This window comes from Burkholderia sp. Bp8998 (assembly GCF_003854235.1).
Taxonomy (GTDB): domain Bacteria; phylum Pseudomonadota; class Gammaproteobacteria; order Burkholderiales; family Burkholderiaceae; genus Burkholderia.
Genome location: NZ_QTQF01000019.1, coordinates 78374 through 92585 on the forward strand (window position 1 = coordinate 78374; position 14212 = coordinate 92585).

13 protein-coding genes and 1 riboswitch are annotated in these 14212 nt (G+C 68.2%); all 13 genes read left to right on the forward strand.

Annotated features, from left to right (window positions below):
* The 13 genes from cheZ (at position 1) to metF (ending at position 14177) form a co-directional block, all read left to right on the forward strand.
* Complete coding sequence (gene cheZ, locus DIE06_RS19830; protein ID WP_124615147.1) at positions 1 to 732, forward strand: protein phosphatase CheZ; 732 nt, start codon at positions 1 to 3, stop codon at positions 730 to 732.
* 278 nt (positions 733 to 1010) lie between these two features.
* Positions 1011 to 1514, forward strand: coding sequence for a DUF2844 domain-containing protein (locus tag DIE06_RS19835; protein ID WP_124662807.1), 504 nt, complete (start codon positions 1011 to 1013; stop codon positions 1512 to 1514).
* A gap of 16 nt (positions 1515 to 1530) precedes the next feature.
* Positions 1531 to 2787, forward strand: coding sequence for a DUF3443 domain-containing protein (locus tag DIE06_RS19840; protein WP_124662808.1), 1257 nt, complete (start codon positions 1531 to 1533; stop codon positions 2785 to 2787).
* A 159-nt stretch (positions 2788 to 2946) separates the two neighbouring features.
* The gene (locus DIE06_RS19845) at positions 2947 to 3444 is read left to right on the forward strand and encodes a VOC family protein (protein WP_124662809.1); all 498 of its coding nucleotides are present in this window, start codon (positions 2947 to 2949) and stop codon (positions 3442 to 3444) included.
* 196 nt (positions 3445 to 3640) lie between these two features.
* A complete protein-coding gene (locus DIE06_RS19850; RefSeq protein WP_260433659.1) occupies positions 3641 to 4186 on the forward strand; it encodes a DUF805 domain-containing protein in 546 nt (181 codons plus the stop codon).
* Positions 4187 to 4536: 350 nt separating this feature from the next.
* Positions 4537 to 5736, forward strand: coding sequence for a flagellar biosynthesis protein FlhB (gene flhB, locus DIE06_RS19855; protein ID WP_124662810.1), 1200 nt, complete (start codon positions 4537 to 4539; stop codon positions 5734 to 5736).
* Complete coding sequence (flhA, locus tag DIE06_RS19860; RefSeq protein WP_124662811.1) at positions 5733 to 7835, forward strand: flagellar biosynthesis protein FlhA; 2103 nt, start codon at positions 5733 to 5735, stop codon at positions 7833 to 7835. The genes flhB and flhA overlap by 4 nt, the downstream gene beginning before the upstream one ends.
* Positions 7832 to 9595 (forward strand): flagellar biosynthesis protein FlhF, encoded by a 1764-nt coding sequence (gene flhF / locus DIE06_RS19865; protein ID WP_124662812.1) that lies wholly within the window; start codon positions 7832 to 7834, stop codon positions 9593 to 9595. Before flhA ends, flhF begins: the two co-directional genes overlap by 4 nt.
* A complete protein-coding gene (locus DIE06_RS19870; RefSeq protein ID WP_124662813.1) occupies positions 9588 to 10406 on the forward strand; it encodes a MinD/ParA family protein in 819 nt (272 codons plus the stop codon). Before flhF ends, DIE06_RS19870 begins: the two co-directional genes overlap by 8 nt.
* A 22-nt stretch (positions 10407 to 10428) precedes the next feature.
* Complete coding sequence (locus tag DIE06_RS19875; protein ID WP_124662814.1) at positions 10429 to 11163, forward strand: RNA polymerase sigma factor FliA; 735 nt, start codon at positions 10429 to 10431, stop codon at positions 11161 to 11163.
* 70 nt (positions 11164 to 11233) lie between these two features.
* A riboswitch (S-adenosyl-L-homocysteine riboswitch) is annotated at positions 11234 to 11350 on the forward strand.
* 34 nt (positions 11351 to 11384) lie between these two features.
* Positions 11385 to 12803, forward strand: a complete 1419-nt coding sequence (gene ahcY / locus DIE06_RS19880) for an adenosylhomocysteinase (protein ID WP_124615156.1) — start codon at positions 11385 to 11387, stop codon at positions 12801 to 12803.
* A gap of 165 nt (positions 12804 to 12968) precedes the next feature.
* Positions 12969 to 13322, forward strand: coding sequence for a phage holin family protein (locus tag DIE06_RS19885; RefSeq protein WP_006477367.1), 354 nt, complete (start codon positions 12969 to 12971; stop codon positions 13320 to 13322).
* A 24-nt stretch (positions 13323 to 13346) separates the two neighbouring features.
* Positions 13347 to 14177: a methylenetetrahydrofolate reductase [NAD(P)H] gene (metF, locus tag DIE06_RS19890; protein WP_124662815.1), complete on the forward strand. Its 831-nt coding sequence runs from the start codon at positions 13347 to 13349 to the stop codon at positions 14175 to 14177.
* Positions 14178 to 14212 lie beyond the last annotated feature (35 nt).

Consider the following 14212-nt stretch of genomic DNA (forward strand, 5'->3'; position numbering starts at 1 on the left):
GTGAACGAGCCGATCCATGCCGCGCTCGCCGGCGCGGCGTTCAGCGCCGACGGCCACGCCGAAGGCGCCGATTACGCGAGCGACCGGATCCTCGCGCGCATCGGCCACGTCACGCGCACGCTGCGCGATTCGATGCGCGAGCTCGGGCTCGACAAGCATGTCGAGCGCGCGGCGGAAGCCGTGCCCGATGCGCGCGACCGGCTGCGCTACGTCGCGACGATGACCGAGCAGGCGGCCGAGCGCGTGCTGAACGCGATCGAGGTCGCGAAGCCGGTGCAGGAGCGCATCCAGAACGAGGCCGAGGCGCTCGACGCGCGCTGGGCGCAGTGGTATGCGGCGCCGATCGAGCACGCCGAAGTGCGCGAGCTGATGGACGACACACGCACGTTCCTGCGCGCGCTGCCCGAAGCCGCGTCCGCGACCAGCGCGCAGCTGCTCGAGATCATGCTCGCGCAGGACTTCCAGGACCTGACCGGGCAGGTGATCAAGAAGATCATGGACATGGTCTACCTGATCGAGCAGCAGCTGCTCACCGTGCTCGTGGAGAACATCGCGCCCGAGCGGCGCGAGCAGTTCGCGGCGACCGCGGCCGCGCTCGCGGCCGAGCAGATCAGCGCGACCGGCAGCCCCGAGTCGCTGCTGAACGGGCCGCAGATCGCACCGGAAGGCAAGTCCGACGTCGTGCAGGACCAGGCGCAGGTCGACGACCTGCTCGCGAGTCTCGGCTTCTGACCTGCCGCGTCGCACCGGCGCCGCGCCCGATCGTGGAGCGGCCCGGTGCGCGCGGCTTTCACCATGTTTCTCCCGCCGGGCCTCGCGCGCGAGTCGTGTCCGCCTGTCATGCTGCGTTGCGTCATGCCATGTCGATTTGACACTTCAACACACTCCGCAGGCATACTAGACGTCAGCAGCAACGAAGCGTCATTCTTAAGACTTTCATTTGTTGACCTGCCGAGCCGAGCCTGATAGCGGCGGCGCCAGGCAACGAAGCCAGTCCCTTGGGGGGGAACGTGAAGCTGAAACGCTTGGGCTGGGCCGCCGCGCATGCGACGGCTGCAATGGGTGTGCTGTGGACCGTCCACGCACAGGCCGAACTGGGCGGCGCGCCGATGTCGCCGCCGGCGGACGATCATGCCGCCACGGTACGCGCGCTGCAGCGCGCGATGCGCTCCGCCGACGGCGCGCAGGCGAGCGCGGCCGCCTATACCGTCCGCGAGATCACGCTCGGATCGGGCACCGTCATCCACGAATACACGACCGCGGCCGGCACCGTGTTCGGCCTCGCCTGGCGCGGGCCGAGCATGCCGGACCTCGAGTCGCTGCTCGGCAGTTACTTCCCGCAGTACACCGCCGGCGTCCAGGTCGCGCATGCGGCGCGCGGCTGGCGCGCGCCCGTGTCCGTCGACACGAGCGGCCTCGTGATCCGCACGGGCGGCCACATGGGCGCCTTTGCGGGCCAGGCGTGGCTGCCGGCGGCGCTGCCTGCCGGGCTGACCGGCAACGACATCCAGTGACAGCGGGAGAGCGATCTTGAAAATTCCTCGTACCTTCAAGCGCTGGCTCGGCCTGCTGAGCCTGGCGGCTGTCACGGCCATGCTCGTGACCGCGTGCGGCGGCGGCGACGGCAACAGCGGCGGTAGCGGCGGCGGCAATGGCGGCGGCTCCAACGTATCGGACGGCAATACCGCGAACACGGCGGTGATCACGGTCGGCACCGGCGTCGCGCACGTGATCAACATCCCGACCGTCAACGTGAAGATCTGCGTGCCGGGCACGACGAACTGCCAGGTGGTCAACAACGTGCTCGTCGATACGGCATCGTACGGGCTGCGACTGGTCAGCAGTGCGCTGTCGTCGGGCGTGTTGAACGGCCTGCCGCAGACGACGAGCGGCGGTGCGCCGGTCGCCGAGTGCGGCAAGTTCGTGACGAGCTTCACATGGGGCTCGGTGCGTACCGTCGACCTGTCGATCGGTACCGAGCAGGCGGGTTCGCTGCCGGTGCAGATCATCGGCGATCTCGGCACGGCCAACGTGCCGAGCTCGTGCTCCAACAACGGAGCCAGGACGTCGGCCAACACGGCGGGCGATCTGGGCGCGAACGGCATCCTCGGCATCGGACCGGCGCCGGTCGATTGCGGCACGAGCTGCGCGACGTCGACGTCGGCGACGTCCAACAACTACTACGCGTGCCCGAACGGCAATTCGAGCTGCGCGGTGGCGCTGGTGCCGGTTGCGCAGCAGGTGGCCAACCCGGTCCATCACTTCGCGACCGACAACAACGGCGTGATCGTGCAGATGCCGAGCATCTCGAGCAGCGGGCAGGGCAGCGCGACGGGTCTGCTGACGTTCGGGATCGGCACGCAGGGCAACAACGCGCTCGGGGCGTCGACGGTGCTGACGTCGACGACGACGGGCGACGTCGCTGCGACGTTCCTCGGCGGCGCCGTGACCGCGTTCTTCGATACGGGCTCGAACGCGTACTTCTTCAACGATTCGGCGCAGAAGACCTGCACGACCAGCACGGCGTTCTATTGCCCGTCGTCGACGACTACCTATACGGCGACGCTGACCGGCCAGAACGGCAAGACGGGCGGCGTGTCGATGCCCGTCGCGAACGCCGATGCGCTGTTCGCGAACGCGTCGACGTTCGCGTTCAACGACATCGCCGGCCCGTTCGGCGCGGCAGGCTGGCTCGATCTCGGCATGCCGCACTTCTACGGCAAGACGATCTACTTCGGGATGGACAAGACCGGGAGCGGCGGCGCGCAGCCTTACGTCGCGTTCTGATCGCGCACGAACGGCAGCAGCAGGAAGGGGGCGAGCGATCGCCCCCTTTTTTTACGCCGCTCGCGGCCGGGCTGCGCGCGTCACGCATCGAATCGCCGCACCAGCGCCTACGATATAAGACCGGCAGCGGTGCCGGCACGACATCGAGGAGACAGCGCCATGAGCCAGCGTATCCAACGCATCACGCCGTTTCTGTGGTTCGACCACGACGCCGAGGCGGCCGCCCGCTTCTACGTGTCGGTGTTCGACGACGCGCGCATCCTGCACGTCGCCCGCTACGGCAAGTCCGGCGCGCAGGCGTCCGGGCAGGCGGAGGGCACGGTGATGACGGTGTCGTTCGAGCTGGACGGGCAGGCGTTTCTCGCGCTGAACGGCGGCCCGGCGTTCCCGCTCACGCCGGCCGTGTCGTTCGTCGTCAACTGCCGTGACCAGCAGGAGATCGACCGCTACTGGGCGGCCCTGGCCGACGGCGGCGACGAGCGCGCGCAGCAGTGCGGCTGGCTGCGCGACCGCTTCGGCGTGTCGTGGCAGGTGGCGCCGGTGCAGATGCCCGAACTGATGGCGGGCGACCCGGCGCGCGCCGAACGCGTGATGGCGCAGGTGATGCAGATGAAGAAGCTCGATCTCCGCGTGCTCGAGCGGGCGGCGGCCGGCTAGCGCGAACGCCGGCCGGGACACGCCGTTTTCGACGTGTGCAAGTGGCGCACGACGCTATTCCCGGCCGGCCGGTAAATGAGTGCCGAACGATCGATTCGATTATCGATTGCGACGAGTTTCATGCTGGTGTAATCAAGCCGTGGATTATCGAGCTGTTATTTCTGTCGGCGCATCACGATTATAAAAATGATGTGACATGCACATCGGCGATACGGCATGCCGTCGCCGCGGCCGCTCCAGTGCTGCGAGAGCCGGCGGCGAGTCGGTCGGTGCGAGAAAAGAGATGCAATGCGAAAAAATTCAAATTTATAATACCGGCGTTGTGTCCGGGGTCGCCGATATAAAACATGAGGGCCACAAGATGAATTTCAGTGAAGCTGTTCGCTCCGCACTCAATCAATACGCGAAATTCGACGGCCGCGCGCGCCGCGCGGAATACTGGTATTTCGCGTTGCTCACGAGCGTCGTGTCGATCCTCTGCCAGGTGATCTCCATGGTGGGGCACGACGCGAGCGCATTCTCGCTGCTGCTGATGATCGTCGCGGCCGTCGTGTCGCTCGCGCTGGTGCTGCCGAGCCTCGCGGTCACCGTCCGCCGCCTGCACGATACGGGCCGCTCCGGCTGGTTCCTGCTGATCGCGTTCATTCCGATCGTCGGCGGGATCCTGCTGCTCGTCTGGATGTGCTCGCGCGGCACCAACGGCCCGAACCGTTTCGGCACGGATCCGATTCCGGCGATCTGAGCGCCGCCGGCGCCGCCGGCGCCGCCCGCGCCGCCCGCGCCGCCCGCGCCGACGCGCGACGCGGTCGCGTCGGAGCGGGCCAACGACCGCTTCACGGCCGCCTCGATTCCCCGCTTCACCCGCTCATTCGCTTGCCCCTCTCATCGGCTTCACCGCCCCCACCCGCGAACGCGGTTGCCATCGTCTTCCCGCGCGCCGCGCCTGCCCGCCGCCTCCCGCCGCCCCCGCCCGCCCGATTCCCCGAAATACCCCCCTTTCCCGGCTTTGCTCGACCGATCGGCGTTTGACGTGCGCATGAATAATCGGTGTCACTGGAAAGCGGCATTTCGCCGTACCCGACTGGAGGCCCCGTGGCAGACGAGAGCGATCTCGACAGAACCGAAGCCGCCACTCCGAGGCGCCGCGAGAAGGCGCGCGAGGAAGGGCAGGTCGCGCGTTCGCGCGAACTGGCTTCGTTCGCGCTGCTCGCGGCCGGGTTCTACGGTGCATGGCTGCTCGCGGGCCCGTCGGGTGCGCACCTCCAGACGATGCTGCGCGGCGCGTTCGCGTTCGACCGCGCCACTGCGTTCGACACGCACCGGATGCTGTCGGCGGCCGGCAGCGCGAGCCTCGAAGGTCTCGCCGTGCTGCTGCCGATCCTCGCGCTCACCGGCCTCGCCGCGCTGCTCGCGCCAATGGCGCTCGGCGGCTGGCTGATCTCGCAGAAAACCTTCGAGCTGAAGTTCGAGCGCCTGAACCCGATCTCGGGCCTCGGCCGGATGTTCTCGATCCAGGGGCCGATCCAGCTCGGGATGTCGCTCGCGAAGACGCTCGTCGTCGGCGGGATCGGCGGGATCGCGATCTGGCGCAGCAAGGACGAGCTGCTCGGTCTCGCGACCCAGCCGCTCGGCTCGGCGCTCGCCGACGCGATGCATCTGGTCGCCGTGTGCTGCGGCACGACGGTCGCCGGGATGCTGGTGGTCGCCGCGCTCGATGTGCCTTACCAAATCTGGCAGTACAACAAGAAGTTGCGCATGACGAAGGAAGAAGTGAAGCGCGAGCATCGCGAGAACGAAGGCGATCCGCACGTGAAGGGCCGCATCCGCCAGCAGCAGCGCGCGATCGCGCGGCGCCGGATGATGGCCGCCGTGCCGAAGGCCGACGTGGTCGTCACGAACCCGACGCACTTCGCCGTCGCGCTGCAATACACGGACGGCGAGATGCGCGCGCCGAAGGTCGTCGCGAAGGGCGTGAATCTCGTCGCCGCGCGCATCCGCGAACTCGCGGCCGAGCACAACGTGCCGCTGCTCGAGGCGCCGCCGCTCGCGCGTGCGCTGTATCACAACGTCGAACTCGAACGCGAGATTCCCGGCTCGCTGTACTCGGCCGTCGCCGAGGTGCTCGCATGGGTCTACCAGCTGCGGCGCTTCCGCTCGGAAGGCGGCGCCTTCCCGGCCGCGCCGGTCGATCTCGACGTGCCGGCCGAACTCGACAAGGGGTTGTCGGTATCGGCCGACGACGAGCGTGAAGAAGTCGAAGACACGCTCGGCAAGCAAGGGAACGCAGCATGAGCACCCCGATCACCGGCCTGTTCGCCAAACGCCCGAACCCGTTCGCGGGCACCAACCTGCGCGCGCTCGCGGGTCCGATCCTCATCTGCATGATCCTGGGGATGATGATCCTGCCGCTGCCGCCGCTGCTGCTGGATCTGCTGTTCACGTTCAACATCGCGCTGTCGGTGATGGTGCTGCTCGTCAGCATGTACACGATGAAGCCGCTCGACTTCGCGGCGTTCCCGAGCGTGCTGCTGTTCTCGACGCTGTTGCGGCTGTCGCTGAACGTCGCGTCGACGCGCGTCGTGCTGCTCGAGGGCCATACGGGGCCGGACGCTGCCGGCCAGGTGATCGAGGCGTTCGGCCACTTCCTCGTCGGCGGCAACTTCGCGGTCGGCATCATCGTGTTCGTGATCCTGATGATCATCAACTTCATGGTGATCACGAAGGGCGCGGGGCGGATCGCCGAAGTGTCCGCGCGCTTCACGCTCGACGCGATGCCCGGCAAGCAGATGGCGATCGACGCCGACCTGAACGCGGGCCTCATCAACGAAGAGCAGGCACGCAAGCGCCGCCTCGCCGTGTCGCAGGAAGCCGAGTTCTACGGGTCGATGGACGGCGCGTCGAAGTTCGTGCGCGGCGACGCGATCGCGGGCCTGATCATCATGGCGATCAACGTGATCGGCGGGCTGATCGTCGGGATGGTCCAGCACGACATGTCGTTCGCCGCGGCCGGCACCAACTACACGCTGCTGACGATCGGCGACGGCCTCGTCGCGCAGATTCCGTCGCTCGTGATCTCGACGGCGGCCGGCGTGATCGTGTCGCGCGTCGCGACCGACGAGGACATCGGCACGCAGATCACCGGCCAGCTGTTCACCAACCCGCGCGTGCTGACCATCACCGGCGCGATCATCGTGCTGATGGGGCTGATCCCGGGCATGCCGCACTTCGCGTTCCTCGCGCTCGGCGGCGGCGCGATCTGGCTGGCCCGCACGCAGACCCGCCGCGCGGCGGCCCGCGTGGCGGCCGGCGACGTGACCGATATCGCACCGCCCGCCGCGCTGCCGGGCGACAGCCACGAGGCGACCTGGGACGACGTGCAGCTGATCGATCCGCTCGGCCTCGAAGTCGGCTACCGGCTGATTCCGCTCGTCGACAAGAACAGCGACGGCGAGCTGCTCAAGCGCATCAAGAGCATCCGCAAGAAATTCGCGCAGGAAATCGGCTTCCTGCCGCCGGTGATCCACATCCGCGACAACCTCGAGCTGCGACCGAATGCATACCGGATCGCGCTGAAGGGCGTCGAGATCGGCGCGGGCGAAGTGTTCCCGGGCCAGTGGCTCGCGATCAACCCGGGCCAGGTGACGGCCGCGCTGCCGGGCGTCACGACGCAGGATCCGGCGTTCGGGCTGCCGGCCGTGTGGATCGACGTCGCGATGCGCGAGCAGGCGCAGGTGTACGGCTACACGGTGGTCGATGCGAGCACGGTCGTCGCGACGCACCTGAACCATCTGGTCGTGCAGCACGCGGCCGAACTGCTCGGCCGCCAGGAAGTGCAGGCGCTCGTCGAGCGCACCGGCAAGGATGCGCCGTCGCTCGTCGAGGACCTCGTGCCGAAGACGATCTCGCTGACGACGCTGCAGAAAGTGCTGCAGAACCTGCTCGAGGAAGGCGTGCCGATCCGTGACATGCGCACGATCCTCGAGGCCGTGTCCGAACACGCGGGCCGCGGCGACGCGTACGAGCTCACCGCCGCGGTGCGGCTGTCGCTCGGCCGCGCGATCACGCAGCAGTGGTATCCGGGCGCGGGCGAGATGCAGGTGATGGGCCTCGATTCGAATCTCGAGCGCGTGCTGTCGCAGGCGCTCGCCACCGGCGCGAACCCGGGCCTCGAACCCGGCCTCGCGCACAACCTTCTGACCGGCACGCAACAGGCGATGCTGCGTCAACAGAATCTGGGGCTGCCGCCCGTGCTGCTCGTGCAGCACGCGCTGCGCGCGATGCTCGCGCGTTTCCTGCGCCGCAGCCTGCCGCAACTGAAAGTGCTGTCGTATGCCGAAGTGCCGGACACGCGCACGATCAAAGTCGTTAACGTCATCGGGGGTTCCGCTTGAACATTCGCAAATTCACCGGCGCGACCAGCCGCGACGCGCTGCGCCTCGTGCGCGAGGCACTGGGCGCCGACGCCGTCGTGCTGTCGAACCGCACGCTCGATGACGGCAGCGTCGAAATCGTCGCGCTCGCCGACTCGGATCTCGCCGCGGTCACGCCGCCGGCCGCCGCCCGAGCGCGCAGGCCGCGCGCGCCGGAATCCGTGCCGGCCGCAGCCGTCCCGGGCATCGTGTCGCGCCCGGGTGCCGCGCTCGCGCGCCCGGCCGTCAATCCGTATGCGGCAGGCGATGGCGGGCTCCCGGACGTGTTCTCGTCGGTGTTCGGCGCGAGCGCCGAAGCGACGGAGCCGGCTGCGGAACCGGCCGCCTTCGCCGACGCGCACGCGACGGACGCGGTATCGCCGTCGCCGGCCGCGCCGGCGCCCGCCGCCGGCACGTCGGCGGCATCGTCCGAACCCGCGCCGTGGCTCGTCGAGCACGCGAAGCGCCTGACGCAGCAGCGCGAAGCGCTGATCGCCCGCGCGCAGGCGGCACCGGCCGCACCGCAAGCGCCGGCCCGTCCGCAGCAGGACGCCGCACCCGCAACGCCGGCCGGCTGGGCGCGTGACATCGTGCGCGACGCCGAACGCAGGATGCCGTCCGCGGCCGCCGCGGCCCGCCCCAGCGAAACGAGCGCCGCGAAGCCGGCCGAACGCACGCGCCCATCTGCCGACGCGGCCGCCGCGGTGGCCGACGCGGTGAAGGCGCGCATCGAGAGCATCGTCAACGACACGGTGATGCACGAGCTCGGCGCGATGCGCGGGATGATGGAAGAGCAGTTCGACAGCCTGATGTGGCACGATCGCCAGCGCCGCAGCCCGGTGCACGGCGCGCTGACCAAGCACCTGTTCTCGGCCGGCTTCTCCGCGCAGCTGGTGCGCATGCTGGTCGACAACCTGCCGAGCGGCGACGGTGCGCAGACCTTCGAGCAGGCCGCCGAATGGGCGCAGTCGGTGCTCGCTGCGAACCTGCCGGTGCTCGAGAGCGAGGACGCGCTGATGGAGCGCGGCGGCGTGTTCGCGCTGATGGGGCCGACCGGCGTCGGCAAGACGACCACCACCGCGAAGCTTGCCGCGCGCTGCGTGATGCGCTTCGGCGCGAGCAAGGTCGCGCTGCTGACCACCGACAGTTACCGGATCGGCGGCCACGAGCAGCTGCGCATCTTCGGCAAGATCCTCGGCGTGCCGGTGCACGCGGTGAAGGATGCGGGCGATCTCGAGCTCGCGCTGTCCGAGCTGCGCAACAAGCACATCGTGCTGATCGACACGATCGGCATGAGCCAGCGCGACCGCGCGCTGTCGGACCAGATCGCGATGCTGCACGGCGCGAACGCGCCGGTGCAGCGCCTGTTGCTGCTCAACGCGACGAGCCACGGCGACACGCTCAACGAGGTCGTCCAGGCGTACCGCGGCGCGGGCGAGCATTCGCACGGGCCGACCCCGGATCTCGCCGGCTGCATCCTGACCAAGCTCGACGAGGCGACCCACCTCGGCGGCGTGCTCGACACGGTGATCCGCTACAAGCTGCCGGTCCACTACGTGTCGACCGGCCAGAAGGTGCCGGAGAACCTGTACGTCGCGTCGACCAAATTCCTGCTGAAAAGCGCGTTCTGCGTGCCGCGCGACGGCTCGCCGTTCGTGCCGCAGGACGAGGACATGCCGACGCTGCTTTCCGCATTGACCGCACGTTCCACCGCCGAGCTGCACGAGGTGCGATTTGGATAAACGGATCATCGACCAGGCCGAGGGGCTGCGGCGCCTGCTGGCCGGACGCGCGTCGCGCATCGTCGCGGTGACGGGCGGGCCGGCGAGTGTCGGCTGCACGTCTACCGTCGTGAACGTCGCGGCCGCGCTGGCCGCGCTCGGCAAGGACGTGCTCGTCGTCGACGAGCGCGCCGACGTGGATTCGGCCGCGGCGACGCTCGCGGGCGCCTGGCTGCGCGACGGCGAGCGCACGCGCGTCGCCGCCGGGTTCGGGCTGTGCGCGGCCGCGCGGCTGGCCCGCGACGGCTACAGCGACACGCAACTGAGCGACTTCATCGACGGCCAGGCCGACATCGTGCTGGTCGATGCGCAGCTCGGTGCCGACGGTGCGTTCTCCGCGCTCGCGCGCGAGGCGCACGACGTGCTGATCGTCACGCGGGTCGCCGCGCAGGCGATCACCGAGGCGTATGCGTGCATGAAGCGCCTGCATTTCGCGCACGCGGTCGCGCAGTTCCGCGTGCTGACCAATCACGTCGGCAGCCACGCCGACGCCAGGACCGCATTCGACAACCTCGCGGGCGTCGCGAGCCGCTACCTGACGGTGTCGATCGCCGACGCCGGCTGCGTGAGCGCCGATCCGCTCGTCGAGCATGCGCGCGACCTGATGCGTACCGCGGTCGACGCGTTCCCGTCGTCGGCTGCCGCGCGCGATTACCGGCAGATTGCCGCCGACCTGCTGTACTGGCCGATGCGCCCCGGGCTGGGCGCCGGCCGCGCCGTGCATGCGGGCGGCAAGCCGTCGTACGAGGCGGGTGCGGCGCACGCCGCGTGAGCGCCACCGGAAGGAGAGAGCCATGATGTACAACGCTCAAGGAAAGATGACCCAGGCCGACGTGCTCGCGCAATACGCGCCGCTCGTGCGGCGCCTGGGGCTGCAGCTCGTCGCGAAGATGCCGGCGAGCGTCGATCTCGACGACCTGATCCAGGCCGGCATGATCGGCCTGATGGACGCGGCCGGCCGCTACAAGGAAGACCAGGGCGCGCAGTTCGAGACCTACGCGACCCAGCGCATCCGCGGTGCGATGCTCGACGAGCTGCGCAGCAACGACTGGCTGCCGCGCAGCCTGCGCAAGACGTCGCGCGAGGTCGAGTACGCGGTGCACCAGGTCGAGCAGCAGCTCGGCCGCTCGGCGAACGAGACCGAGATCGCGCAGCACCTGAAGATGCCGCTCGACGAATACCAGGGGATGCTGCAGGATCTGCACGGCAGCCAGCTCATCTACTACGAGGATTTCGACCGCGCGGCCGACGACGAGCCGTTCCTCGACCGCTATCGCGTCGATCACGCCGATCCGCTGTCGTCGCTGCTGGACGACCACCTGCGCGAGGCGCTCGTCGACGCGATCGACCGGCTGCCCGAGCGCGAAAAGCTGCTGATGTCGCTGTACTACGAGCGCGGGCTGAACCTGCGCGAGATCGGCGCGGTGCTCGAGGTCAGCGAGTCGCGCGTGTGCCAGCTGCACAGCCAGGCCGTCGCGCGCCTGCGCGCGCGATTGCGCGAACAGGCGTGGGTCGGCGCGGAGAACTGACCCTTTCATTGCGGCCACGCGCGCCGACGCGGCGCGCATTTCCCGCGCCGATTTGCTACAATCCCTCCCGTTTTCCGAGGAGCGTTGCGACGGACCATCCTGCGTCCGCCAGGCTCGGAAAGCTTCACCAAGCAGCCGTGCGGCGAGATTCGCGCCGGCCCCGCTTCCTGAACGGCGCTCACGTCACCAATTTCTAGAACTTTTTTAGAAAGGAGGGCGTGATGAACGCCATTATTGATTCCCAGGCTTCCAAGGATTACATCGTCGCCGACATGGCGCTTGCCGGCTGGGGCCGCAAGGAACTGAACATCGCCGAGACCGAAATGCCGGGCCTCGTGCAGATCCGCGACGAATACAAGGCGCAGCAGCCGCTGAAGGGCGCGCGCATCGCGGGTTCGCTGCACATGACGATCCAGACCGGCGTGCTGATCGAGACGCTGAAGGCGCTCGGCGCCGATGTTCGCTGGGCGTCGTGCAACATCTTCTCGACGCAGGACCACGCCGCTGCCGCGATCGTCGAAGCCGGCACGCCGGTGTTCGCGTTCAAGGGCGAGTCGCTCGACGAATACTGGGAGTTCTCGCACCGCATCTTCGAATGGCCGAACGGCGAATTCGCGAACATGATCCTGGACGACGGCGGCGACGCAACGCTGCTGCTGATCCTCGGCTCGAAGGCCGAGAAGGACCGTTCGGTGATCGCGAAGCCGACCAACGAGGAAGAAGTCGCGCTGTACAAGTCGATCGCGAAGCACCTCGACGCCGATCCGACCTGGTACTCGACGCGCCTCGCGCACATCAAGGGCGTGACCGAAGAAACCACGACCGGCGTGCACCGCCTGTACCAGATGGAAAAGGACGGCCGCCTGCCGTTCCCGGCATTCAACGTCAACGACTCGGTCACGAAGTCGAAGTTCGACAACCTGTACGGCTGCCGCGAGTCGCTCGTCGACGGCATCAAGCGCGCGACCGACGTGATGATCGCGGGCAAGGTCGCGGTCGTCGCGGGCTACGGCGACGTGGGCAAGGGCTGCGCGCAATCGCTGCGCGGCCTCGGCGCGACCGTGTGGGTCACCGAAATCGATCCGATCTGCGCGCTGCAGGCGGCGATGGAAGGCTACCGCGTCGTGACGATGGAATACGCGGCCGACAAGGCCGACATCTTCGTGACGGCGACCGGCAACTACCACGTGATCAACCACGATCACATGAAGGCGATGCGCCACAACGCGATCGTCTGCAACATCGGCCACTTCGACTCGGAAATCGACGTCGCGTCGACCCGCCAGTACCAGTGGGAAAACATCAAGCCGCAGGTCGACCACATCATCTTCCCGGACGGCAAGCGCGTGATCCTGCTGGCCGAAGGCCGCCTCGTGAACCTCGGCTGCGCGACCGGCCACCCGTCGTTCGTGATGTCGAACTCGTTCGCGAACCAGACGCTCGCGCAGATCGAGCTGTTCGTGCGCGGCGGCGAGTACGAGAACAAGGTGTACGTGCTGCCGAAGCATCTCGATGAAAAGGTCGCGCGCCTGCACCTCGCGCGCATCGGCGCGAACCTGTCCGTGCTGTCGGACGAGCAGGCTTCGTACATCGGCGTGCAGAAGGACGGCCCGTTCAAGCCGAACCACTACCGCTACTGATGCGCCGCCGCCGCCGTGCCGCGCGCGCCCCGCATCGGGCGTGCGCGGGTCGGCGGCACGGTGCCGGATCGCCGGCCGTCGCGCCGTGCCCGCGGGCACGCGGGGCGGCCGGCGGCGGTAACCGAGCATTGACCGTACAGATCGACAACCGAACCGGAGCCCTCCATGAGCGTCATCCTCACCTGGGTCATCAACGCCCTCGCGCTGCTGATCATCACGTACCTCGTGCCGTCGATCCACATCAAGAGCTTCGGCACCGCGCTGATCATCGCGGTCGTGCTCGGCCTGATCAACACGGTGATCCGCCCGGTGCTGATCCTGCTGACGCTGCCGGTCACGATCGTCACGCTCGGGGTGTTCATCCTCGTCGTGAACGCGCTGTGCTTCTGGTTCGCGTCGTCGCTGCTGAAGGGTTTCGAGGTGTCGGGTTTCTGGTCCGCGTTCTTCGGTTCGATCCTGTACAGCATCGTGTCGTGGCTGTTGTCCGCGCTGATCTTCGGGCAGCGCGACATCGGCTGACGGCCGGGCCCACTCTTGCGAATCATGAAACCGATCGAACTCTCGTTTGAATTCTTCCCGCCCAAGACGGCGGACGGCGTCGAGAAGCTGCGCGCGACGCGTGCGCAGTTGCTGCCGCTGAAGCCGAAATTCGTCTCCGTGACGTTCGGCGCCGGCGGCTCGACGCAGCAAGGCACGCTCGACACCGTGCTCGACATGCAGAAGGACGGCCTCGAGGCCGCGCCGCACCTGTCGTGCATCGGCTCGTCGCGCGACAACCTGCGCGCGATCCTCGACCAGTACCGCTCGCACGGCATCCGGCATATCGTCGCGCTGCGCGGCGACCTGCCGTCGGGGATGGGCTCGGTTGGCGAGCTGCGCTATGCGTCCGAGCTCGTCAGCTTCATCCGCGCCGAGCATGGCGACTGGTTCCACATCGAAGTCGCCGGCTATCCGGAATACCATCCGCAATCGCGTTCGCCGAAAGCGGATCTCGAGAACTTCGCGCGCAAGGTGAAAGCCGGCGCGAATTCCGCGATCACGCAGTACTTCTTCAACGCCGACGCGTATTTCCGCTTCGTCGACGATGCGCGCAAGCTGGGTGTGGACGTGCCGATCGTGCCGGGCATCATGCCGATCACGAACTTCTCGCAGCTGATGCGCTTCTCGGAAATGTGCGGCGCGGAAGTGCCGCGCTGGGTCGCGCGCCGGCTCGAAAGCTTCGGCGACGATCGCGACGCGATCCGTGCGTTCGGCGCGGACGTCGTCACGAGCCTGTGCCAGCGTCTGATCGACGCGGGCGTGCCGGGTCTGCACTTCTACACGCTGAACGCGGCGACCGCGACGCGGACGATCTGCGAACGGCTCTCCATGTAAGCGTCATCACGCGGTTGCATGCGTCAAAGCCTCGC

What these genes read in the sequence shown, in the direction of transcription:
- DIE06_RS19850 (WP_260433659.1), top strand. Translation starts at nt 3,641, where the DNA reads ATGCACATCGGCGATACGGCATGCCGTCGCCGCGGCCGCTCCAGTGCT.
- DIE06_RS19875 (WP_124662814.1), top strand. Translation starts at nt 10,429, where the DNA reads ATGATGTACAACGCTCAAGGAAAGATGACCCAGGCCGACGTGCTCGCG.
- metF (WP_124662815.1), top strand. Translation starts at nt 13,347, where the DNA reads ATGAAACCGATCGAACTCTCGTTTGAATTCTTCCCGCCCAAGACGGCG.
- flhA (WP_124662811.1), top strand. Translation starts at nt 5,733, where the DNA reads ATGAGCACCCCGATCACCGGCCTGTTCGCCAAACGCCCGAACCCGTTC.
- ahcY (WP_124615156.1), top strand. Translation starts at nt 11,385, where the DNA reads ATGAACGCCATTATTGATTCCCAGGCTTCCAAGGATTACATCGTCGCC.
- DIE06_RS19845 (WP_124662809.1), top strand. Translation starts at nt 2,947, where the DNA reads ATGAGCCAGCGTATCCAACGCATCACGCCGTTTCTGTGGTTCGACCAC.
- DIE06_RS19885 (WP_006477367.1), top strand. Translation starts at nt 12,969, where the DNA reads ATGAGCGTCATCCTCACCTGGGTCATCAACGCCCTCGCGCTGCTGATC.